Here is a 23193-nt window from a genome sequence, read left to right on the forward strand (position 1 = left end):
GGCCTCGATCATAATTCCAATAAATTAGTCTCTACAATCTCTTGTTCCGGATCCAGTGGGAGGAAGAACGTCTTGATCTCGCATTTGCCGAACGATGCCGTCCATTTGCGTCCCAGCAAGGGAAGCTCTATCGTAGTTGCAGCCTCTTGCCCGCTCGTTTCATAGCAGCGCAGAATAAATCCTTCACCGGCTTCGGCTTTTTTGAACGCAGATACTATAACCCGCTTCGAAGTCACGCGAATTCCTTCATAATGCTGCGGCAAAGCTCCTTCGTGATACGTTTCGATTACGGAAGACAACGGGACGTTCAGCTCAAAGGCTTTCCTGAATATTCCGGCAGCCTGCCAAGAGCCTTTGTGAGGAACCAGCGAATAAGCAAATTCCTGTACCCCTTGATCCATATACTCGCATAGCTCGTCGCGCTGACCGTAATGGTCGGCATAAATCGCGCCGCGCGCAACCGTCATCCGCATGTCGTTGTCTTTGACATCGAAGCTGTATTTGCCGTTGTTCAGCAGCGCCAATCCGTAGGATTGTTCCTGGTCCGGCGTGGTTCCCGTGACATCCAGCCATTGCTGGCCCGCCTCCTCTTCGCCATTGACCGGCCTTTCGATGGTGCCGAACGGGATTTCGTAGGCAGCCACCGGGTTATGGACTCTTACGGGAAACGACAGCTTGAGCATTTTGTGCCGCTCCTGCCAATCCAGCTTGACTCTAACCAGAACATCCGGGCGGTCTTGGCGCAGCAAGAAATCCTGCCGCAGCACCGATTTGCCGTACCGGCTCGTCACCCTCAACCAGGCCCGGATCGGCCCAGCTTCGATGACCTTGACCTCTGCATCGGCAAACCGGCCTATTTCGTTGCGAAAAGCGAATGTTCCGTGCGCCCAGGTGTCGCACTCATGCTCGTCGATTACTATAGGGACGGCTGCCGGTCCAGCCAGCACATCGATACCGTGCCGCTTGTCGAACAGCCGCTTCACGTATCCGGTATGCGGCTCGAGCTCCAGACGGATGAACCCGTTCTCGAGAGTAGTCGGTGTAGCGGATAATTCTGCGTAATCCTGATCGGCGTCGTTCTGCACCTTCGGCTGCTCCCTGTAGATCCAATACACCCGATAGCCCATCGCCGGCACCTGAGCGAGGAATAACGTATCATATTTATCTCCTCCATTCGTCCGAGAAGCACGTACCTGCTGGATCTGCTGCGGGACATGCGCTTCGTCCGTGACCCCTTTCACTTGCTGGGGAATTTGAACCGGAGCCGTCACCTCCCAGGAGTGCGGGTTAAAGACGACAAACGGAACGCCCAAATTATTCTGCTCCCACAGCGTTCGGTCTTTATCCCTTGTCAGCGAGACAATACCGGGGCGCATAGTGTCGATGGACCACGATATTTTTTGCATGGCCGCATTCATGGTTTCGGCGGTGATATGGAGCGCGTGACCGTAGCTTTCTCTGGCGTCCTGATACGCCTCCTTGATGCTGCATCCGCCCAGGATGTCGTGGAACTGGTTGAACATGACGCATTCCCAAGCTTCTTGCAGCCGCTTAGCATCATATGGCAGCTGGAGCAACTGATGTGCCGCAGCAGCCCATTTTTCCGCCGTAATCAGCCGGTGCTCCGCTTCTCTGTTGCTTGCTTTCGTCTCGGAATGTGCCGAGTAGCAGCCGCTGGCATGATGCTGGAGGTCCTCTTGGACAAGCGGGAGCCGCTGAAGCTCCGCCGCTGCATTATCGCTACCAGTGAGACGTTCGAAATATGCATTCGGCGAGCTGTGCGCAATCGCCTTTGCCCCCAGCTTCTCCCGGGCGGAGCGGATTTCATGCAAGTTCGCGATGGTTGGCCCGCCTCCGTGATTGCCTACGCCGTAAAAGCACATTTGCTCGATCTGTTGCACTTGCATGAGCTCGCATAGCGCTTCGATTTTCTCCGTTACGCCATCTTGCAGGCGGGTTGTATAGCCGTTAGGAATGCGGTAAGTCAGGACTCTGCTGCCGTCCTGGCTTTCCCACCAGAACAGGTTCGACTTCATCGACTTCTCATGCTCCTCCGGCCGCATGAATACATAGTAATGCATGCCGCTTAGCTTCAGGATTTGCGGCAGCATGCCGTGATGGCCGAACGAATCGACATTGTAGCCTACCTTGGCCATGACCCCGAACTTCTGAAGGAAGTACCGCTGGCTGTACAGAGAATGGCGCGCGAACGATTCTCCCGAAGGCAGGTTGCAGTCGGGCTGAATCCACCAGCCCCCAACGATGACCCATCGCCCTTCCGCTACCCTTTGGCGCATTTCGGCGAACATCTCCGGCGCATTTTCTTCGATCCACCGATAGTAAGCGGCTCCGGCGCAAGTGAATATGAATTCCGGAAATTCCTTCATCCGGTCCAGCGCCGAACGGAACGTCGCCTTAATCTCGGCAAAGCCCTCCTGCCATCTCCACAGCCACACAGGATCGAGATGGGCGTTTCCGATCATGTGCAGCTGCCGGCCGGACGCAGCCACTTGGTTATCCATGCTGTGTGATCCCTCCTAATCCATTTGCTTTCGATAGCTTAAGGGCTCCCGCCTGACGCCTTTTGAACGGTTGCTTCCCTCTCGCTTTTCGTTTGACTTAAATCCCGGTATTGTTTGGGAGTTATCCCTTCCATTTTCCGGAAATAGCGGATGAAATTTTGCGGCATATTATACATAAGCTTCTCCGATATATCGGTAACGGTCATGCTGGTTTCGACCAGCAGCTTCTTGGCCATATGCAGTCTGTGCCTGGATAAATAATCACTAAAGACGAATCCGGTTTCCTTGCGGAACACGCGGCTGATATATTCAGGGTGGTAATTCAGCCTGGCCGCGCAGGATTCCAATGTCAGCGGTGAATCGTATTCTTGATGAATGAGCGCCAGCATTTGATCGGAAATTTTCGTCTGAAGCAGCTCTCGACGAGCTTCGATATAGTCCATAAGCGGCTGAAGCATCGTCGTTTGCAACCAGACGGTAATTTCTTTGTTCGATTTGAGAGATAGAATCTCATTCACTACGGCTTTGTCTTGAGGAACGATATCGTTCAAATGGGCCCCCTGCTCCTGAACGAAGCGCATCAAATCCGCCACCAGCCTGATCAAGAGCAGCTGAAACTCCTGCTGGCTGATCGCTTTACGGGTAATGAAGGCCATAAACTCCTCCAGCAGCTGACGGCACCGGTCTTCCTCCATCAGCTTGATATGATCGAAGAGCTCATGAACGATTTGCTGCGGATAAGTAACGGGAGAGTCGACGGCTTCAAACTGAATATCCTCAAGGAACACAATGGACTGCTGATCCAGCCGCATCCCGCAGGACAGCGCTTCTTTCGCCTCCCGGAACGCTTTGGGCGCATCCAGCCATTCCGTAAACAGAGGGCTGATGCCAACACTGATTTTCAGATGTAAATACACCGCCACAGCGCTCTGGAGCTCTTTAGCCCATCCGTAAACATCCTGCTTCCATTCTTCCGATTGCTCCAAATGACTCCCCAGCAGAGTCACTTGGAAGTCGCTTATAACAACCGGATTCAACCGGAGCTTGTGAGGAATGATCTCACCTGCCATGTTATTGACGGCAAAGATGAGCAGATCGCGGTCCCGGTCCGTGTAATTGGTGCCGTCCAGAGTATCGATGCGGACGCACAGAACCTGGAGCCGCTTCCAGTCCGCCAGCTCGCCGCCTGCGATGCGATCCGTTATTTCCTGGGAGCGGACTGCATCCTGCAGCAATTTATGCACCCAGAAGTCCTGAACCTGCTGTCTCATGCGGCTTTCCTTTCCCATGAGCATGTGCATGTTTTTTTCGATCCAATAAAATTCGTCGCTTTCGACGGTGCTGCCTCGCATATCGGACGAATCGGTTACGAGATCATACAGCTTGCGAACGGGGCTGTAGAGTCTGCGCGTTCCGACAAAGGAAGCGGCAAGAACCAATAACAGCACAGCCAAGCAGATGGAAAGCGTGACCCAGCCGATCGCTTTGGATTCTTTGGTAATCTCGCTCAGGTTCGTTTTGGAAACGTAGATCCATCCATTGTAATTCGACTTGCGGTAAGTAATGCCGTAGTTGTCTTGGTTGGATTGAAACTGACCGGCCTCCGTACTTACTTGCTTTAACGTCTCCATATACGGCTCGCCCGACAGATCTTTGCCAACCCAATCCTGATTACTAGCCGCGATAATCTGATATTGTTCATTTAGCACGAACATTTCACTGGACTCGCTGTCTGAGGGAATCATTTTATTTAATTCCTGACTGGGCAGAACCGCAACGAGAATCCCAAGCGGATTTAATGAATTGATCGGGACCGTTTTGACGGTAGCCATACTCCACAAGGGAGCGGCTGCATTCTCTACATGGGGCGGACGAAAAACGGTCCAGAAAAACAGCCTCCCGCTGTTGGCATAATCAGCGAAAGTAGAGTTCAGTCCGCTCTCCTTCAAGGACTCTTTCCCTGCGCTGCTGAGAATCCAATTTTTGTTGAAATTCACCAAATAAACATCCGACAATCCGTATTCATAAAGCTGGAGCCGGTATAGCGATTGCATTAATTTGTCGTACGACTGATAGTCTTCGCGGCCGAGCTCTTGCTCCATAGAGTCGAGGACCAACGGCGAGTTGGTAATTTGGCCTTGAGCGTTATCGACCATTTTGAGCTTTTGCTCGAATCGAAGCTGCGTTTGCTCAACGCTCTCCCTGTCGCTGCGGTACGCCTTTTCCAGTAAGAGCTGGGATGATTTTGCGTAGGAAAAATAACCCAATGCCATGACGGGAATCAAGCCTATCAAAATACAGAACAAAAATAATCGTTTAAAGTAAGTAAAACGGCCGTTCTTCATGGTTCACCTCCAGCTCATGGAACAAGATCCCGCACTAAGACTTCAAGTCTGCTGCCAATTAACGCGCAAGCTCCTCCAGCATTTCGTCCGGAATAGCCGCCAGATAAATATGCGGAATTCCGGTTACATCCGAGTTGTAAACGACCATTTTGCCATCCGGGCTAAAAGAAGGGTGCGGATGGGTCCATTGGGGATGACACGACGAGCTGTTGGGATAGCATAAGACTTTATGCTTCTTCGTTGCGACATTCAGCAGATGGATGCCGTGATCGGGCCAGTTCGTATCGGATACCATCCATTGTCCGTCCATGCTGCTGGAGGCGTGCCAATAATGCTCGCCATGAACATACATCTCGGGAGCGGCGTCCCCCTCGGACATCACGGCGATGCCCTGCAGCTCTTTCTCCAGATTGGACATGATCCGTTTGGTTCCGCCTATCCACATCCAATGCCCGTTACCATAGGGCAGCTCCAGCGGGCGAAGGCTGCTGCCATCACGGTCGATAAGCCAGATGTTCCGGTTGTGCTGATCCGGGCCGCACTGAAAGGCGATGACCTTCCCTTCCGTCGGCTCCACCTGGGTATGCGTGATGTCGGGATGCTCGAACAGTACCTCGGCTTCCTTGCCGTCCGTACTAAACCTTGCAATGCCACGCCTGCCGTTTTTTAACGTGGCTTCCACGTAATATTGCTTATCGTCATAGGTCATGCTTGCGGACTCGGCGAACCAGGTTAGCGGCTCTAAATAGCTGATCGTTTCTTCCTCGTACGAGTGCATGGAGACCCTGCGAAAATATCCTTCGTCCACATAGTACAGCCAGTTTCCGTCATACGACACCATAGCCCCCCTTACGTACGGGCGGTCCGTCAGCTGCACCAGTCCCATTCCATCAATATTCACTTTGAATACGTCGACTCTGGAATCGCGCTTGGCATACTGGTACGAATGGAACACCAGCGTCTTGGAATCGGGCGTAAATGCGTTGATGTGAAAATACAGCTTGCTATTAACCGTCGGAAACGCGGTTAGCTTCGTAATGCGAACCCCTGTTTTGCTATCGGTGAAAAACTGCCGTTCAGAAGGATAAGACTGACCCCTTGCCATACACTCACTCCTCTAATTAGTTCATTAGTTTTACAGCTGGCTGCCATTGCTTGCAGCCTGTGCAGATGCCTTGGCACGCAGCACCATTCTTGTGCAATGCAGCTCCTCTTCCAGCGTCAAGGGCATCTCTGCCCGGCCGAGAAGGCTCATCATGTAAAGATCGAAATAGCTGTATGCGGGCTCTTGGAGCTCCAGAGGACCCTTATCGACATTTCCGATGACTAGCCTGGTTCGGGCGCCTCCGTCCGTACTTTCTATCATTCCTTCGGTACCGAAGATGCGCAGATGATCATTGCCCCAGCAGCCTGTGCCTCGAGGGTTCAGATAATTGACGATACTGCTTGCAACGCCTCCGTTTTCCAGCTCCATCAGTAAGCTTGCCGCCATGGGCAGCCTCCCCTCTGCACAGGGATTTCCCAAACGCGTCTCGACCGCTGCAATAGCTTTGATCCTCACTCCGGCGGCATGCTCGATCAATCTAACGGCGTGGATGCCGTTCTGGCCTATAAGACCGCCGTCTATCGCCTCATCCTGCGGGCGTCCGTCATGATACGGATACGACTTTTGGACGAATATTTGCACAACGTCGCCGATACCGCCCGACCGAACGAATTGCCGTATGGCCATGTACGGCTGCTGGAACGCGGTTCCGGCCATTTCCCGGAATCGGCATCCCGTCGCCATGGATGTCTCTATTAAACGGTCGACATCGCTTTCCTGCATGGCGCAAGGCTTTTCAGCGTATACATGCTTTCCTCGCCTCATGCACAACATCGCTTCCTCAGCTTGCTTTGCCCTTATTGGCGAGCATAGGGATATGACCTGCACTCGTTCGTCTGCTAGCATTGCTTCTAAAGTGTCGTACACACGGATGCTGGAATCGGCTTGCTGCTCAGGAGTAAGCTGCTTAAGGTCCATGCCTGCAATTGCGACGAGCCGGGCATCGGGATGGTCGCTCAGCTCTCCATGAATTTGATGACCGCCGTTATTTCCGTATAAACCGATGCCGAGCTTCATTCGTCCTCCCCGATCTGCACGATCCTGCCTGTTTTCTCGGATAGGTTCATAGCCCGGATGATCCTGATCCCTTCGACGATATCGCGGATATAGCTGTCCTCATTAGGCCGTCTATCGCGTACGGCCCGATCCAGTACATCCCATTGATACGCTCCGGAATCGCCGGTCACTGCCGCTTCCTCCGTCACTCTCTCGCCGGTTGCCCGGTCCTTGGTGACGAGGAGGAGCCGGCTCGGCTCTCCGTCCTGCTTGGGCAGCACATGACCATAGATCGTGCCGTGCTGGAAGTTCAAGATCATCGGAGACTTATACCTTTGACTGTCATCTACGCAAAAGCTGCCGAAAATGTTGGCAATAGCGCCATTTCTAAAACGCAGGCTCAGCTGTGCGTTGTCCGCCGTCGGCCGCTCCGTGATCAAGCGCGAGCTCATTACGGCAGCCTGTTGAGCTGGACCGAACAGGCGGACCATATCGTTGATGATGTAAATGCCGAGCCGGAATATCGGCGCAGCGGGGCATTGCTCCGGATCGTCGTACCAGCCGCCGTCGGGCCGCTCATGGTAGTTGACCCATATATCCGAGCGGCAGCCTACGGGGATTCCGAGGCCGTACTTCTCCCTCCACGTTTGAATATGACGAAGGGAATCGTGCCATACCGGACCTGGAGAGTTCAGATGAACGACCCGTTTCAAGCGGTTCGCCTTTGTGAGGATATTCAGCGCTTTTTGCGGATCCAGCTCAAACGGCTTTGTCGTCATAACATCTCTCCCGGAGCTTATGATCCGGTCAATCAGCTCCGCTCTTCCCGCCGGCGGCGTAAATAACCCGATCACTTGAACCTCCGGATCGGCAAGGAGGCTCTCCAGCGAGCCATAAGGCTTCGCTCCATACTTGCTGGCGCATGCCTCTGCTTTGGCAGAATCGATATCGCACACGGCATGAATCCGAAAGCGGCGTCCCCCGTCCCCGTTCAGCAACTCCTCGATTACCGTACTGCCGAATCGAAGTCCAACTATGCCAATGTTGAGCTTATCCATTTGAAGTTTCACCTGCCGAAAAAGGATTTCATTCTCATATGCAGATTACCTTTGCAGCTCTTCTCTGAGCTGATCCGGAATGCGGACGATATACATTTGGGCTGTTCCCGTCCGGTCGGAATTGTAGACCACATACTTGCCGTCAGGACTGAAGGACGGATGCGGATGCGACCATTGCGGATGAGAATTGGAGCTCTCGGGATAGCATAACGGCTTGTATTTCCTGGTCCCCACATGAATGAGCTGTATGCCGTGATCGGGCCAGCTGGTGTCGGATACGATCCATTGGCCGTCACGGCTGCTGGCTGCATGCCAGAAATGCTCTCCCGTTGCGAGGATCTCAGGCTGCTCGTCATTCTCTCCCATCATTGCGATTCCGTTATACCGCTTCTCCAGATTGGTTATGATTTTCCGAGTATTTCCCAGCCACATCCAATGACCATTGCCATATGGAAGATCCAGAGGCCTTGCATTCGTCCCGTCGCTGTTCACCAGCCAGATGTTCCTGTGCAGCTCATCAGGACGGTGCTGAAAGGCGACTACATTGGCTTCCGATGGCTCGCACTGCGTATGCGTTATATCATCGGATTCGTAAATAACGCCGGCTTCTTTACCATCCGTCGAATACCGCAAGATGGCTCTTCGTCCGTTACGCAGAGTGGCGTCCGTAAAATAGACGGAGCCGTTGCCGCTCATGCTCGCATTAATTGTTGTGCCTGCCGTGTTGCTGCTGAGCCCAGTGGAAGGCAGGATGCCATCGATATAGCCTATCGTGTCCTCCTGATAGTCCGTCATGGATACCCGGCGCAGCTCACCGTGGCACATATAATACAGCCATCGGCCGTCGGGCGATACGACGGGACTGCCCGCTTCGGCAGCATCCGTCAGCTGCGTCAATCCATGTCCATCGACATGGACTTTGAAGACATCGACCTTCGAATCCCGGCTAGCATGGGCAAACGACTGAAATACAAGCGTGTTCGAATCCGGCGTGAAAGCATTGACATGAAAATACAGCTTGATATGAATGCCGGGGAAGGAAGTCAGCTGCACCCCCTCCGCCCCTGTCCTTTCATCCTTGAAGAAGCGTCTTTCCGATGGATATGCGATCCCTCTCTTCAACTCCAACACTCCTGCCGATGGGTTATTTGCTCTTGGACTTGGCGAAAATGTCAGCGAATTCAGTCAGCACTTTATCGCCTCCGGCTTTCTTCCAGTCCTCCTGCACCTTTTTCCAGCCATCTTCGTCGATTTTGCCCATAATGAATTTGACCGCACCGTCGGAAACGATTTTCTTCAACTCGTTGCTTTTTTGGCTCCAGGTTGGAGATTCGAAATACAGGCTCAGCGCCGGATTGGTAACGACTATTTTAACGTTGTCCTTGATCAGCTGCTTTCCTTTCGTAGTCAGCGGATCTTCGCCAGTCAACACCAGCTCCTTCGAGCCGTCATCAATGCGAAGCTCTCCCAAACCAAGCGTATCGTTGTTGAATGCGTCGTCGGAGACGATTTTTTCCGCTTGACCGTTCGTCAGTTTGTATTGCTTGCCTTCGATTCCCCAAGTCAGCAAATTGACGGCATCCGGTTCCTGCAGCCTGTCGAAGTAGGCCAATATCTCCTTGAGCTCCGCTTCCGTCTTCACGGACGATTTCGGGAAAAGGTACACGCCCGTATAGCCCGGCTGAGACCAGATGCGTTGCCCCTTCGGCCCCGTGATCGTATCGAGGATGCCCACTTTAGCCTGGGGATTGATCTTCCTGAGCTCCAGCTGCATTTTGCCAACGTCGTCAAACAGCCCCAGATTGATTCCAGCCTTGCCCTGGTTGTACAGCGAGTTCATCTGCTGCTCTTCCGTCACAACGAAATCCTGATTCATCAGCTTCTCGTCATACAATCTCTTAATATATTTCAGAGCCTCGAAGTATTCGCTGGTCATAAAGGAAGGCGTAAACTGCCCGTTCTCTTCCTTCCAATCGTTCGGAGCCCCGAACCATGAGGCGATATGAGGGATTAAATAGCCTTGCCCGTCTTTAAAAGCGAGTACGCCATACGTATCGTCCTTGCCGTTTTTATCGGGATCATTCTTGGTAAACGCTTTCATCACCTCGTACATTTCCTCGGGAGTTTTAGGCTCCTTCAGGTTGAGGTTATCCAGCCAATCTTTGCGGAACGTGACGCCGAAACGCGCAAGAGGTCTCGACCGGTATAAACTGTACGTTTTTCCTTGTATTTTCGTGCTTTCAAATTGGACCTTGCTTAGAGCGCTCAAGTTTTTATAATCTTTCAGATAAGGCCCGATTTCCCAGAAGAGCCCCGATTTAATAGCATTCACCAGGGGCGGCGAGGAGGAGTTCAATGCCAGCAGCACCTTAGGGAGATCGTTGGAAGCGATCGATACACTGACTTTATCGTCATAGGCCGAGCGCGGTACCCAAGTCATATCAATCTGGGTATTCGTCATCTCTTGCAGCTTTTTCCATATGTCGCTTTGGTTATTGGGCGGCTGTGGTGTGTAATAAGTAGCCATAATGCTCAGCTTTAAAGGTGCTTTCGGTCCTTCCGTCGATTGGGACGCGGACGGAGCTTTGGCAGCTGCGGGGGTTTCTCCTTCCCGACTTCCCTGCCCTCCTCCGCTGCACCCTACAACAACCATGGACAGCGAAACCAGTGCGCTTGCTAAGGCAGCAGCTTGTTTTTTCATGGCGGCTCTTCCTTTCGACTCGCATATTTTTATTATCCTTTAATCGACCCTAATAGTACACCCTGGGCAAAATGTTTTTGCAAAAAAGGATAGACCATAATAATAGGAAGCGTGGCGACTACGATCACCGCCATCTTGACCGTTTGCGGCGGGATCACATAAGCGGATTCCGAGGCGTAGCTGGCATCCCCGATGCCTCCCGACGACATGATGACGATTTGCCGCAGCAAGATTTGAATCGGCCACTTATGCGAATCATTGATATAGAGCAAGGCGTTGAAGAAGGTGTTCCAATGACTTACCGCATAGAACAGGGAAAAGGTAGCGATAGCCGGAAGTGACAAAGGAATCACGATTTTCCATAGCAATGTCGGGTCGTTGCACCCGTCGATTTTGGCGGATTCTTCATATTCAATGGGCAGCTGCTTGAAGAAATTGATCAGGATGATCATATAAAAGGAATGTATCGCACCGGGCAGCCACAAGGACCAGTAGGTATTCAACAGACCTAGCGACTTGACCACCAGAAAGGTGGGGATGATTCCGCCGCCGAACAGAAGGGTGAATACGACGAGCAGCATGATCGTCCGTTTGCCTTTTACATTGCGCGACAACGGATAGGCCATTGACAGCGTCATCGCCATGTTGATCAGAGTGCCGGCGACCGTAATGTAAATGGTAATCAGCAAGCTGCGAAGCAGCGTATTTTCGGAAAAAATGTACCGGTACGCTTCAAGGGAAAGCTCCTTGGGAAACAGAATGAACTTGCTTTGCAGTACCTCCGTCGGCGAAGCCAGCGAGCCGGCCAAAATATGGAGAAACGGAAACAGCGTTAGCAAGGCGAGCAGCGCGAGAAGAGCATAGTTGCCGATATCGAAGACGGTGCCTGTGATAGAGCGTTTGCGCAATCGGATACACCTCCTTTTTACAATGTCTAATATACGCCTTCTTCCCCTAATTTACGGGCAATGTAGTTCGCAGCGACGACCAAGATCAGGCCGACGACCGATTTAAACAAGCCTACCGTGGTCGAATAGCTGAATTGCCCCTGCGTGATCCCGTTGATGTAGACGTACGTGTCGAACACCTCGCCCACTTCGCGGTTCAAGGCATTGATCATAAGCAGCATTTGCTCAAAACCGGTGTCCAGGAAGTTCCCAAGACGAAGGATGAGCAAAATGACGATAGTGCTTTTAATCGCAGGCATCGTAATATACCAGAGCTGATGCCACCGGTTAGCTCCGTCGATTTTGGAGGCTTCGTACAAGGACGGGTCCACTCCCGCAAGCGCCGCCAAAAAGATGATCGTGCCGTATCCCGTTTCCTTCCATATGACCTGAAGCGTAACCATCGGCCGAAACCAGCCCGGCTCCGTTAGAAAATTGATCTTTTCCGCACCGAGACTGCTGACTGCTTCATTGATAATCCCGCCCTCCGTCGTGAACATAACATAAGTAATCCCCACGACAACCACGATGGAGAAGAAGTGCGGGATATAGATGAGCGTTTGCACCGTTCGCTTAAACCATTGAATCCGCAGTTCATTCAACAGCAGGGCAACAATGATCGGAAGCGGAAAAAACAGCACGATGTTATAAACCGCCAATATAGCGGTATTACGGAACAGCTGCCAGAAGATCGGATCCGAGAAAAATCGCTCGAAATGCTCGAAACCGACCCAACGGCTGCCCCAGAATCCCAATGCAGGCTGATAGTCCTTGAACGCGATCAGCATATCCCACATGGGCAAATATTTGAAGAGCAAGTAGAACAACAATCCGGGCAGCATCATCAAATACAGCCAAATGTCTTTGCCGATCGTTCGTTGAAAAGATAGACGAGTGCTTCTAGCTTGCAGTACCTTTACATTGCTTTCGATAAGTTTCACCTCCCCTCTTCCCGGTTACGTGCTCATCATAGTCCGCAGCTTATTGTTCAGTCTATAATCTTTAACCGACTAGATCGGTATTCCCGGTTTATCAGGCCTTGCGAAGGTCGATAATCATTAGATGAGCTCATGCTCTTTAGCTGATATTTCGCTTTATGAGCGCTTCGCACGGCTGCTTGAGCAGCTTTTTTAGGAAGGAAGCAATCTGCTGGCAACCGAGAGACTCGCGTAATCTCCGATTTGTTCACTCAGCTGCGCAGGGACAATCCGGCATACGGACATCGAGTATGGCAAAGCTTCCCGCTGCAGCTCTTGCATGACCAATGGCTCTAGCAATGGCTGCTGTCGGCCGTATATGCTGCCTATCACAATCAATTCTGGATTCAGCAGATCCACTAGGACGGCAAGCCCTCTGCCGAGCTGCTTCCCGACAATACCCCAAACCTTGAGAGCCAATGGATCTCCCTGCGCCGCAGCTTCGCCCACTTTCTTAGCGGTTATAGCGTCTAGCATACCTGCCTTAGGACAAAACAGCGGACTCTCCCCTTTGCGCAGCTCCTCGAGGGCCATCGACCGTGCCAGCTTGGCGATGCCGCCCCCGCTGCAGTATCCCTCGAACGAGCCGGCTTTGCCATAGCCATCCGGCCCGCTTGCTTCCAGCCTCATATGGCCGATCTCTCCGGCCATATCATTGGTTCCGCTATACAGGGCTCCATTCAGAATGAGACCTGCGCCCATGCCGGTCCCAAAGGTAAGGAAGACCATATTATGCGAGCCTCTCCCGGCTCCCCACTTCCACTCTGCCAGTGCGCATGCATTAGCGTCGTTCTGCAATCCAACGGCAATGCCGTAATGCTCCCGCAGCGGTCGGACCATATCGACGCCATTCCACCCGGGCAAATTAGGCGGCGATAGGATGAGACCCTGCCTGCTGTCGAGCGGTCCTCCACAGCTGATGCCAATAGCGAGCAAACGCGGGGAGCCTTGCTCCAGCAGCAGTTCATCCAGTGTTGCTATCAGTCTGCGGATGACTGAGTAAGGCGTTGTGTTGCCGTTATCGGTCGGGAAGCTGCGTCTTGCGGAAATGCGTATTCCCGAGCCTTCTATTTCTCCCAGACAAACCGCACATTTAGTTCCGCCAATATCAATTCCGGCAAGCCAGCTCACGGGTGACATACCTCCTTGTGCATTATCTTAATCATTAAGAATAGTAATCATGTAATAGGGGTTAACCATAACTCCGCTACATTTAAACGCTTGGTCCCTTTCGTGCGCAGGAAGGCTAGTTTTAGAACTCCATCACGAACTATTTCTCCCGGGATGAACGCTTCATACAAAGTCACAGTTCCCCCAGGCACCTCTACTCTTTCCGCGGCCAAGTGATCGTCGTTAGCCGTAATCCTCACGTGAGATGTCTTATGAGCTCCGGTTCCTACCTCCCCGAGAAAGGCGACCTTCATCTTGTAATCGGTTGAAGGATTGAGATTCTCATAGCACAGGAGGAGCGGGGTGTCCAGCATTACATTCACGTGTTGAATCCAGGCGAGCGGGATGCCGCCGAGCGCCTTCTCCTTCGCTTCGGGAAGGCTGCCTGAAGCCAAATAGACGGCGTGCGCGATTCTTGGCGACGACAAGGAGCCTGGGTCTCTCTCCCAACCGGGTCCCCAATCGACTCGACGGCTGCTGCGGCTCGACCCGAAATTGTCGTAAAAGCCTCCCGGCCCCGGATTTGCCCGGTTCAGCAATTCGCCGATCATCTCGAGCCGCCTCGTCTCGTCGGCCTCTTCACGAATCATGGCGAATCGAACCCGCAGCAAGCAGGCATCGTTCAACGGGGCTTGAATCGTATCCATAAACGCGCCACGATCCCGGGCAATGGCAAAATGCCGGGATACCGTCAATTGGTATCCTATCGATGCAAATAAGGCATCGGCCAGCTCGTCACAGCGTCTGCGGTAATCTTGTGCCACAGGCTCGGTTACGGCGCGGTCAAGAATCTGCTCGGCGAGACGGATGGCCGCCAGTGCACCCATGCTCTTCGCATCTCGAAGCACTTCCTTGGCCCGATACTCTAGCTCGGTTTCATAAAACAGCCGACGCTTCGTATATGCATCGAAATAAGCGCGCAGCAAGCCCATCTGGAACCGATAATGGTTCCGCACTTGCAAGGACGCTTCCTTCTCCATCTGCTGCCACTGGAGCAGAGTCGTCTCCACACCATCGTTGGCTGCCAAAGGGCCGCTCCAATTATTCTCCAGTGCCAGCAATCCGTGGGCGACTCCTTCCTCCTGATCACAACCGATGAACCATCTCGCATATTCTCTTAATGTTTCGATGACCGGTGTTTCCGGGTTCCAGTCCTGAACGGTCCATACGAATTTGTTCACGTCGTCGTTGATGCCTTCCGAGTAAGAAATATTGCCTGCCGCGTAAGGTGCCAGCAAATTATGGATGTGCTTTTGTGCGGACGGCCGCGGATTGGCGCATTCCCTGCCTAAGGTCAGGGCGAACGAAACATCCCAGTCGGCGACCGGATATTGGCAGTGAAAGCTATGAGTGATGTCTTCATATCGGCGTATCGGATAGCGGGATGGAACGATACTGCGCAGTATAGGAAGCGTTTCGTCAACATGAGGGCCGAACACGATGCCTCCGAGCCAATCCGGTTCTGTTTTCAGCTGTTCATAAAAGGCGTTCTTCCATCTTACCGGGTCGTCATTCATGCTTTGGGGAGATAGCCACAGCTTGGCGTCAGGGTGATAACGCTGGAGAAGCTCCGCTACTTTCTCACACCATGTAAAGAGAAGCTCCGGCTCCATCGTTCCGGGATCACTACCAGGAATGAACACATGCTGAAGATGCGGAAGCATTCTGAATACAGCTTCGCGCTCCGCCAATTCCGCTTTGACCGTCATCGGATCGGTGTAGTCCCGGCCGATATTCGGATACCATATCCATGTATCGAGTCCATAGGAATGGATGATTTCTGACAGGCGGATCATCATCTCCATCGGCTCTGCCTTCATCACCGGACTGGTGGCCGCGTCATCCGTTCTTGGCGGCAATAGTTCGATACTATTCGCTCCGAATATGGCCAGATCCCGGATGTATTGATCGAACTGCTCCACGCTCCATGCGTCGTATGCGTTGTTCTTGGGTCTATAGCCGAGCTGGTGCCCGCGAAGGGGGAAGCGGGGAGACTCCGTCAAGGTAAGCTCGCTATCCAATCCAATCCTCTTCTCTCCCCATCTCAAGACACGAAGCAGCTTTCCTACTCCGTAAAGAACCCCGCGAGGATCAGCTCCAATGATAAAGACCGTTCCGCTTCGCTTGCTCATCACGCTTCGGAGAGCATATCCCTCGGGTTCCATAGCCGGAATCGGCCCTGGAAACGAAATCCCTCCTATCTGCTTAACGGATTCAGCGGTCCCTATAACAATCACAGCTTCTTCCTCCGCCGGGTAGGCGTACGAACGCGGCAAAACCATTCCTGTCCGCTTGGCCAGTTCCTCAATCAAGACATCGACTGCTTTGGATTCCGCACCTTTTGCTTCGCTCGAATAAACTACGGTTGAGTGAGTCAAATCGAGGTAGGACATGCTCATGCCGGACAACCTCCGTTTTCGTTGTTTACTTTTAACTTAATGATTAAGTTTATTGACCGCGATCGAGTTCTGCCATTGGCAAAACTCTATGTTTCACGCTACTCATACCTCTTGATTGCTGCCGTCCTGTCTTGCTGGACTCAGATCGGAAAGCAGCTTAAGCGGTTCGCTCAGCAAAGCTCCGAACAGCAGAGCGGTTGCTCCATAGGCGCTTTGGGATGCACCGAAGGTAGACGTTCTCAGCATCAGCCTCTCTCTGGCAAACGCGTACAGACGGGTCTGCAAATTGGACTGTACTGCCGGCAAGTATTCCTTCAGATACGGTAGCAATTTGCCACCAAGCACAACCAATTGCGGATCATATAAGTTATATATATTGATCAACGCCGTCTCCAAGTACTGAAGCGTCTCATCCATACAATGTACAGCTTCCTGATCTCCCTTGCGCACGGCGGTTACAAAATCATCCATCGTACCCACGCCCGCCCACCGGCTTAATATGCCCGGCATGGAGCCAACCGTTTCCCAGCAGCCCTTGTTGCCGCAATCGCAAGGTTTGCCATTGTGCGCAATGGTCATATGCCCGACCTGACCGCAGAGCCCGTTCGTCCCGCGTATGATGTCGCCGCCGGACACAACGCCTCCGCCAATGCCAATTCCCATGGTTATAAAAACAAGCTCTTCTATGTTACGGCCGATGCCGTACCAGCTTTCAGCCAGAGCCGATGTACGCGCATCATCTTCAATAACGACTAACCATTGCAGCTCTTCCTCCAATAGTTGACGCAGCTCAAAGCCGTTAAAGCCGGGAAAATTCGGCGGGTTCAACAATCTTCCCCTGCCGTAGTCGATCGGTCCTGGCACCCCGACACCCAAGCCGAGAATTCGGCAGCCCGATTGCTCCGCTTCGTTCTTGATGGTCTGAAGGATCGGTATTATTTCGCGCTCAACGATATCAGGTCCGCTCGATTGCAGGATTTCACGCTCCACTGTCTTAAGAATGGTTCCGCACAAATCACTGACCACGATTTCGAAGGAGGTTCGACCGATGTCAAGACCGACGATTCGGTAGTATCCGGGGTCGAAGCCTAACAGGATTCTTTTGCGCCCGACATGCCCGGAGACGGACTCCTTTTCGCGAATGACTTTAAGCTCTATTAATTCATGAGTCAGATTGGTGATCGTGCCCGACGTTAGCCCGGTTTGCTCAACAAGCTCGATCCTCGATACTTGCTCCATCCGCCATATTTGCTTCAGAATGGCCGCCATATTGTACTGTTTCACTTGCTGCAGGTATGCGATCTTGTTGTTAGCTTGAATAGGTGTAACCTCCATTAACTTAATGATTAAGATATAATTATCATACATCAAAAGCTTCTTTGCGCACAATAGGAAATCGGTAATTGTTCCCATTTCCCCTTACTTCTCTTGGAAGGCCCTCGGTACCAAGAAACAACGGGAAAATTTCCCAATTGAATCGATTGCGTATTGTTGTAAGCCTTTTTTCACACTATTATCCAGTCCATTAGAAACTAACACGGCTGCCTTCAAATATCGGCAGCCGCAATTTGTTATATATTAAGCTTTCATACCCGTATTAGATCTTCGTCCATCATCCTACACTTTTTTCTGATAGTATAAACCTATCACGCCATTGCTATATGTTTTACTGCTTATTACTTGGAGTTTGTGCTGTTTATCGGAAGGTTCAAATAATCTTTCGCCTTGAGAAACGATTACAGGATGAACGAACACCCAAAGGTCGTCATAAAGCTCATGCTCGATAAATAGCTGCCAGGTCTTCAAGCCGCTCTCGACGGAGATTGATGTTGATTTATTCTTCAATGCCTGTATTTCCTGCACGAAGGAATTGCTATCCTGAATCAAGATTTGCTCTGAATTTCTCCAGAGAAGCTCTTGAGGCGACCGGGAGACGAGGGATTTCGGAATGTCGTTTATTTTCTTTGCGATCGTGCGCTCAAGAACGGACTCGGAGGATCGCTCGGCATTTTGCCAATACTCCGCTAACTCCGCATACGTATTTCCTCCAACGACGATCCGATCTATCTTATTGTAATAGTCAAGATACTCTTCCAAAATTTCATCGCTGAATTCCATCCATTGATCTGTATTGGTGACAATGCTATCCAACGACATTTGCATCGTTAATACTGCTTTTCCCAATCTATAGTCCTCCTTATACTGCACTCCAATCCTGGGCCGCCGAATTGTGTCAAAGCGTTTGAGATGCTTGAGCCAGCAGTTCAGAGAGCTGGTTATAGTCGGGAGTAACCCCTTCTTTGATTTTGAGCCACCTGCGTTCCGGCGGACCTTCGAAGCCCTTCGGGACTTCCACATCCGTCGTGTTCATAATCATGAAAGCGATCGCATCCTTTGACGGGGAAATAACCGCTGCATAATGGCCGTTTTTCAGGAAATGGGGCTTCTTGTATTGAATCCGTTCCTCTACCCCTGGAATCGTTTGATGAACCATCTCTCGAAGTCGGTTAGAGAGCTCCACCTGCCACGGTGCTCCCAATTTTTCGATAAAAGCTGTAACTTCCTCGTTCCTCATTATCCTCTTCCACCCTTCCTAAAGTTTCGTTCATATTAATACTGTCGACTTATTACTAAAATAGTAGCACAAACAGAGGGCTGCAATTTCTTTTTTTTTGCTATTTTCAGAGAGAATCCCTGTCCTGTGACAGACATACAGGTGCTAACGAAAATTCCTAAAATTCACATTGTATATGAATTGTGCTCTGCTGTATGGTGGAACCAAGGGGGGGGGGTGCAATGCTTACTGAACGTTTTTTAGTCATACGCAATTGGAAAAAGCTCCGGCTTCGGGTTTGGGAGAAAAGACTGCTCTATCAATTATCATTGATCTCCAGTGAGTTCCCATCTTCTTTCCAATGTACGCTCTGTATTTCCTGGGGGCCTTTTTATGGCGGATCGGTTGTATTAAACCGGAGAGGCACCAAAGCCAAAATCTATATTCAAATTCCGTATGACCGATATATTACTGCAGACGAACAACAAGTATTATCCCATTATGCAATAAGCAAAAATGCGCTTCCTTATTTTATTTTCTTCCATGAATGCTATCATCTTATTGATGTATTATCCCAATTGCAGCTGAATAAAATAAAAAGCCTTGATGCATACCAGACCGAATTGAAGAATGCGGTAAAAGCATCGACATGTACCGGCTCCTGCAGGTTGAACGGAGTGCGGATGAATTTGCCTATACACAATACAAGCAATTATGCAAAAAGGCCGGTTAGACCGACCTTGCCAATTCCAGCTTTTTCATCTTTTCCTTAATAAAATCCGCTGTTCGCAATGCTAGCGACATGACCGTGTTTGTAGGTTCCCGGCACCTGAGGTAACAAAGATGCTCGCGTCGCAAAGAAATAGGTTTGGAATATCGTGCGTTTGTCCATAGGAATTGACAACCGAGGATTCCGGATCGTCACCCATCCGGCAGCCCCCCCATCATATGAGCGGTATCGGGAATGACAAATTCGACTTTACCGCCTGCCGCTTTAAGGATTGCGCTCATTTTGCCTACCGCATGATCGATGAGCCTGCGATCGTTGTCACCATAACTGAACAGCGTCCCTTAATCGATCTCCCCATATCGGTCTGCCCTGAGCTTTCGAAATTCCGTTAGCAAACTCGACCGGTCTGGACCATGCGAATGAAGGGTATAGCCTCGGACGAAATTGTTGTTCGGATCGGTACGGTAAAAATCCTGGGTGGTTGCTAAAACAGGAGTTCCTTTATACTGTCTGATTTCCTCGTCAAATTTGGCATAAACATCCTGGCTGCTGTGAACTATAATGGATTTCGCTTTCGGAATATGAACGATAAGTGTGCTGAATTTGGCGTCCGGCATACATCCTTGATTGCAAAAGCCCCGATTGATACATGGAGGGCGCCCTTCGAAAGGTGCCGAGAGAATGGCAAGAGGCGCTACGGACGAGCGAATGCCAAGCTTTTCGCATCCGTTAATAAACATGTACGCGTTCGGGCTGAGCGGCTCCCTTTCCGGATACGGGTAAGGACCGTTGTAATTACCCCAGGGAAAATGCTTGGGACCGGACACAGCTATGTCCTTTTCAATTTTCGCATAATAGGGCTCCAAATCTTGATAGCTGATAGGCCAGTCATCGGCCACGCCGTCAATCGTTCTCGCTTTGAAATCCGTATCGTGAAAACGCAAAAATACGCCAGTAAAATGAACCGTTCCTCCCCCGATACCCCGGCCGGAATTGTTGTGCCCCATGGTTAGCGGATCGCTGCCATCTACAATTCGGGTGTCCTGCCACCCCAGGTTTTTCATCGACAACTCGTCACTGGCAAAATCTTGTTGCGGATCGCGAAACAGTCCCGCATCCAGAATAACAACGCTCAAGCCTGCTTCGCTTAATTCTTTAGCGAGCACGCCTCCTGCGGCACCCGCTCCAACGATGACGACATCGACTTCTTCGTCCTCATATTTTCGTTTGATCATCGTTTTGGCTGCGCCTCCCATGGGTCCAATTGTCCTAACTCAGTGCGTATATATCCTCGCGGATAGGCCGGACCTGCATAACCGATCTCGGACCACACTCTTGGATGGGAGCAGTAAGATTCGACCGTTAGATTCAAAAGCTTTTTAAATAGGGCCTCTTACGGGATTTCGTTCCAAATCTCATTAGGTTTGGCGGTGGATTCGCTAATATGCTGCAAGTATTGTTTTTGCTGATCTATATCCAGATTCAAAAATGAAGTGTCATACTGTGACTGAGCCCCTTGTTCAATCGCTTGAAGCCCAGCTTTAAGAAGCACCTGACCCTTGGGAACGCCTGCCGACTCGAACTCCTCCCCCCCGGAAATGGAAGTAAAAGCCGATACATCCCGATACGACACCAAGCCACATTAGCGCCATAAACAAAGTGTGCAGCCAGCTTACGTTATATAAGGTCAGGATCACTCCCGTCAGGAAGAAAATCGGCGAGGAAATGACGGGCACCCACATTGCTTTATGGTGAAAATTTTGCCGGTAATGAAACATAGTTACCTGGATACTCATCATTAGAAATGCCAGGCTGACGAATAAAATGAGCACTCGTTCAATCGACCACATAGACCAATTCATCCTGCATCCTCTTTTCCACATGCATGTTAGATGATTCCATTATTCCCCCGGATTGAGGAACTATTCCCATAACAAGATGAGCATACTATGGGTAGATATCAGATCCATGTGAGGGGTACCAGGATGTCCAAAACCATGTCAGATAAGAGTTCGATTGCGGCTGCACCGCCGCTTCGCTACATCACCGTAGCCGATGCTATCCTTGAACAGCTGCGCCTCTGGGGAGGACAACGGATTTATGGAGTCGTAGGGGATGCCATTTTTGGACTCATGGACGCTATTGCAAAGCAAGAGGCAATTTCGTTCATTGCCGTTAAACATGAATCCGTTGCTGCCTTAATGGCTTCGGCCGAAGCCAAACTGACGGGCCGCCTCGGCGTTTGCGCCGCACAGATGGGACCGGGGTTAGCCAATCTGATGAACGGATTGGGTGATGCTTTTCTTGATAAAGCGCCTGTACTCGCAATTACTGGACAAGCCCCGTTGAACAAGATCGGCACAAGCTGCAAGCAGTTCATCAATCAGCAACAAATGGTGCAAGCCGTATCGTCTTATAGCGAGCTTATTGTCCATCCGGACACGATATATGAATCGCTTGTGCAGGCTATGCAAACATCGGTTTCCTCCAAAACCGTATCGCACTTATCCATCCCGATGGATGTGTTTGCTCTAACTACAACACTGAAGCCGATTATGATGCAGCCGGCAGCCGTTTCAACTGTTGATCCATCTATGATTCGGCACTCCTTGAAGCTCATGAAATCTGCCCGGCGGCCTATTCTGTTGGTTGGCGGCAAAGCCCGAGCTCACACGGCAGCCATTCAAACCGTTGCCGAACAATGGGGATGCGGCATCGTATTAAGCTATGGTGCATCCGGAACAGTCCCTGATTCGCACCCCCACATGCTGCATGGAATCGGAGAAGGCGGAAACCCGAATGTCGCCGGTCTGTTCAAGCAGGCAGACGTTGTTTTGGCGATAGAAACTACTTGGTGGCCTGAAGGACTCGTCCCCCATCAAGCACAGGTTGTTCATATCGCAAGTGACCCGGTGAGTCTCGGAGTTTCCATGCGTATGGCAGCAGGACTGACCGGAGATATCACGGAAATTCTTTTCAACCTGATGGAAGAGCTAGAGCCTTTTGTTCCTGATCCGGATTGGATACGTCAAATTAAGGAATGCAAACAAACATGGTATGTACAAAATGACACCGAGAGAAATCAAGCGACCTCCCCGCTTCATCCCGCAAGTATTATTAAAGCCGTGGAGCAGCATATTGCCGAGGATGCAGTAATTGCCCTGGATGAAGGAGATTCAACGCTCTGGTTTCTGAGAAATTTCCGGGCCATAAGCCAGCGAGTGCTGCTGTCCGAACGCTGGCGTACAATGGGAGCGGGATTGCCGGCTGCAATCGCGGCAAAGCTAAGCTCTCCGGACAAGCAAGTTATTTGCATCTCGGGTGATGGAGGCATAGGCATGGTCATGGCTGATCTGCTAACAGCGGTTAAGTACCGACTGCCGGTTGTCGTTATTGTTTTCAACAACGGAACCTTACAAATGGAACGGGACAAAATGCTTATGAAAGGGCTGCAGCCCGAAGGGACTGAGCTGACCAATCCGGATTTCGCTAAAGTCGCAGAAGCTTGCGGCTGGAATGCCTGCCAGATTGAAACTGTTGCACAACTTGAAACAGCATTACAGCAATCTTTATCCGGGAGTAAACCGGTTTTGTTGGACGTACGAACAGCTAATATCCCGCATCCCGATTTCAAATCATAACCAAAGGAGATCGATCCGATGTCGCCAACAACAAGCCAACAACCTAAT

Annotated in this window: 17 protein-coding genes and 1 pseudogene; 1 reads left to right on the forward strand and 17 read right to left on the reverse strand. The window is 51.2% G+C overall.

The genetic code is table 11. The annotated features are described in order from the left end of the window. Positions 1-8: 8 nt before the first annotated feature. From DVH26_RS21975 to DVH26_RS22050, 17 genes and pseudogenes are all read right to left on the reverse strand, one after another. Positions 9-2522, reverse strand: coding sequence for an alpha-mannosidase (locus DVH26_RS21975; RefSeq protein WP_239625390.1), 2514 nt, complete (start codon positions 2520-2522; stop codon positions 9-11). A gap of 38 nt (positions 2523-2560) precedes the next feature. Then, complete coding sequence (locus tag DVH26_RS21980; RefSeq protein ID WP_239625392.1) at positions 2561-4867, reverse strand: helix-turn-helix domain-containing protein; 2307 nt, start codon at positions 4865-4867, stop codon at positions 2561-2563. Between the two features lie 58 nt (positions 4868-4925). After that, a complete protein-coding gene (locus DVH26_RS21985; protein WP_239625395.1) occupies positions 4926-5972 on the reverse strand; it encodes an oligogalacturonate lyase family protein in 1047 nt (348 codons plus the stop codon). 30 nt (positions 5973-6002) lie between these two features. After that, the gene (locus tag DVH26_RS21990; protein ID WP_239625397.1) at positions 6003-6989 is read right to left on the reverse strand and encodes a Gfo/Idh/MocA family protein; all 987 of its coding nucleotides are present in this window, start codon (positions 6987-6989) and stop codon (positions 6003-6005) included. Next, entirely contained in the window at positions 6986-8026 is a 1041-nt protein-coding gene (locus DVH26_RS21995; RefSeq protein WP_239625400.1) for a Gfo/Idh/MocA family protein, read from the reverse strand. The genes DVH26_RS21990 and DVH26_RS21995 overlap by 4 nt, the downstream gene beginning before the upstream one ends. 45 nt (positions 8027-8071) lie before the next feature. Next, positions 8072-9148 carry an oligogalacturonate lyase family protein gene (locus DVH26_RS22000; RefSeq protein ID WP_239625402.1) on the reverse strand — a complete coding sequence of 359 codons (1077 nt, stop codon included), beginning with the start codon at positions 9146-9148 and terminating at the stop codon, positions 8072-8074. A 22-nt stretch (positions 9149-9170) separates the two neighbouring features. Further along, a complete protein-coding gene (locus DVH26_RS22005) occupies positions 9171-10727 on the reverse strand; it encodes an extracellular solute-binding protein (RefSeq protein ID WP_239625405.1) in 1557 nt (518 codons plus the stop codon). Between the two features lie 32 nt (positions 10728-10759). Next, a complete protein-coding gene (locus tag DVH26_RS22010; protein WP_239625407.1) occupies positions 10760-11635 on the reverse strand; it encodes a carbohydrate ABC transporter permease in 876 nt (291 codons plus the stop codon). A gap of 26 nt (positions 11636-11661) precedes the next feature. Beyond that, on the reverse strand, positions 11662-12519 hold the full coding sequence (locus DVH26_RS22015) for an ABC transporter permease (protein ID WP_379455876.1): 858 nt from the start codon (positions 12517-12519) through the stop codon (positions 11662-11664). 285 nt (positions 12520-12804) lie between these two features. Further along, the gene (locus DVH26_RS22020) at positions 12805-13782 is read right to left on the reverse strand and encodes an ROK family protein (RefSeq protein WP_239625409.1); all 978 of its coding nucleotides are present in this window, start codon (positions 13780-13782) and stop codon (positions 12805-12807) included. Between the two features lie 47 nt (positions 13783-13829). Further along, the gene (locus DVH26_RS22025; RefSeq protein WP_239625412.1) at positions 13830-16220 is read right to left on the reverse strand and encodes an alpha-glucuronidase family glycosyl hydrolase; all 2391 of its coding nucleotides are present in this window, start codon (positions 16218-16220) and stop codon (positions 13830-13832) included. 102 nt (positions 16221-16322) lie between these two features. Further along, positions 16323-17588: an ROK family protein gene (locus tag DVH26_RS22030; RefSeq protein ID WP_239625415.1), complete on the reverse strand. Its 1266-nt coding sequence runs from the start codon at positions 17586-17588 to the stop codon at positions 16323-16325. A 249-nt stretch (positions 17589-17837) separates the two neighbouring features. Beyond that, positions 17838-18404, reverse strand: a complete 567-nt coding sequence (locus DVH26_RS22035; protein WP_239625418.1) for a dihydrofolate reductase family protein — start codon at positions 18402-18404, stop codon at positions 17838-17840. Positions 18405-18453: 49 nt separating this feature from the next. Further along, a complete protein-coding gene (locus DVH26_RS22040; protein ID WP_239625421.1) occupies positions 18454-18795 on the reverse strand; it encodes a DUF1801 domain-containing protein in 342 nt (113 codons plus the stop codon). A 708-nt stretch (positions 18796-19503) separates the two neighbouring features. Next, positions 19504-20739: pseudogene (locus DVH26_RS22045) on the reverse strand (GMC oxidoreductase). A 158-nt stretch (positions 20740-20897) separates the two neighbouring features. Continuing rightward, on the reverse strand, positions 20898-21137 hold the full coding sequence (locus DVH26_RS37370) for a gluconate 2-dehydrogenase subunit 3 family protein (RefSeq protein ID WP_481857615.1): 240 nt from the start codon (positions 21135-21137) through the stop codon (positions 20898-20900). Then, positions 21046-21366 (reverse strand): hypothetical protein, encoded by a 321-nt coding sequence (locus tag DVH26_RS22050; protein ID WP_239625423.1) that lies wholly within the window; start codon positions 21364-21366, stop codon positions 21046-21048. Before DVH26_RS22050 ends, DVH26_RS37370 begins: the two co-directional genes overlap by 92 nt. A gap of 135 nt (positions 21367-21501) precedes the next feature. Here DVH26_RS22050 and DVH26_RS22055 point away from each other — a divergent pair, with 135 nt between their 5' ends. Then, a complete protein-coding gene (locus tag DVH26_RS22055) occupies positions 21502-23145 on the forward strand; it encodes a thiamine pyrophosphate-binding protein (protein WP_239625426.1) in 1644 nt (547 codons plus the stop codon). Positions 23146-23193 lie beyond the last annotated feature (48 nt).

This window comes from Paenibacillus sp. H1-7, from assembly GCF_022354825.1.
GTDB lineage: Bacteria > Bacillota > Bacilli > Paenibacillales > NBRC-103111 > Paenibacillus_S.

What these genes read in the sequence shown, in the direction of transcription:
- DVH26_RS21975 (WP_239625390.1), bottom strand. Translation starts at nt 2,522, where the DNA reads ATGGATAACCAAGTGGCTGCGTCCGGCCGGCAGCTGCACATGATCGGA.
- DVH26_RS21980 (WP_239625392.1), bottom strand. Translation starts at nt 4,867, where the DNA reads ATGAAGAACGGCCGTTTTACTTACTTTAAACGATTATTTTTGTTCTGT.
- DVH26_RS21985 (WP_239625395.1), bottom strand. Translation starts at nt 5,972, where the DNA reads ATGGCAAGGGGTCAGTCTTATCCTTCTGAACGGCAGTTTTTCACCGAT.
- DVH26_RS21990 (WP_239625397.1), bottom strand. Translation starts at nt 6,989, where the DNA reads ATGAAGCTCGGCATCGGTTTATACGGAAATAACGGCGGTCATCAAATT.
- DVH26_RS21995 (WP_239625400.1), bottom strand. Translation starts at nt 8,026, where the DNA reads ATGGATAAGCTCAACATTGGCATAGTTGGACTTCGATTCGGCAGTACG.
- DVH26_RS22005 (WP_239625405.1), bottom strand. Translation starts at nt 10,727, where the DNA reads ATGAAAAAACAAGCTGCTGCCTTAGCAAGCGCACTGGTTTCGCTGTCC.
- DVH26_RS22015 (WP_379455876.1), bottom strand. Translation starts at nt 12,519, where the DNA reads ATGATGCTGCCCGGATTGTTGTTCTACTTGCTCTTCAAATATTTGCCC.
- DVH26_RS22025 (WP_239625412.1), bottom strand. Translation starts at nt 16,220, where the DNA reads ATGAGCATGTCCTACCTCGATTTGACTCACTCAACCGTAGTTTATTCG.
- DVH26_RS22030 (WP_239625415.1), bottom strand. Translation starts at nt 17,588, where the DNA reads ATGTATGATAATTATATCTTAATCATTAAGTTAATGGAGGTTACACCT.
- DVH26_RS22040 (WP_239625421.1), bottom strand. Translation starts at nt 18,795, where the DNA reads ATGAGGAACGAGGAAGTTACAGCTTTTATCGAAAAATTGGGAGCACCG.
- DVH26_RS22050 (WP_239625423.1), bottom strand. Translation starts at nt 21,366, where the DNA reads ATGAATTGGTCTATGTGGTCGATTGAACGAGTGCTCATTTTATTCGTC.
- DVH26_RS22055 (WP_239625426.1), top strand. Translation starts at nt 21,502, where the DNA reads ATGTCAGATAAGAGTTCGATTGCGGCTGCACCGCCGCTTCGCTACATC.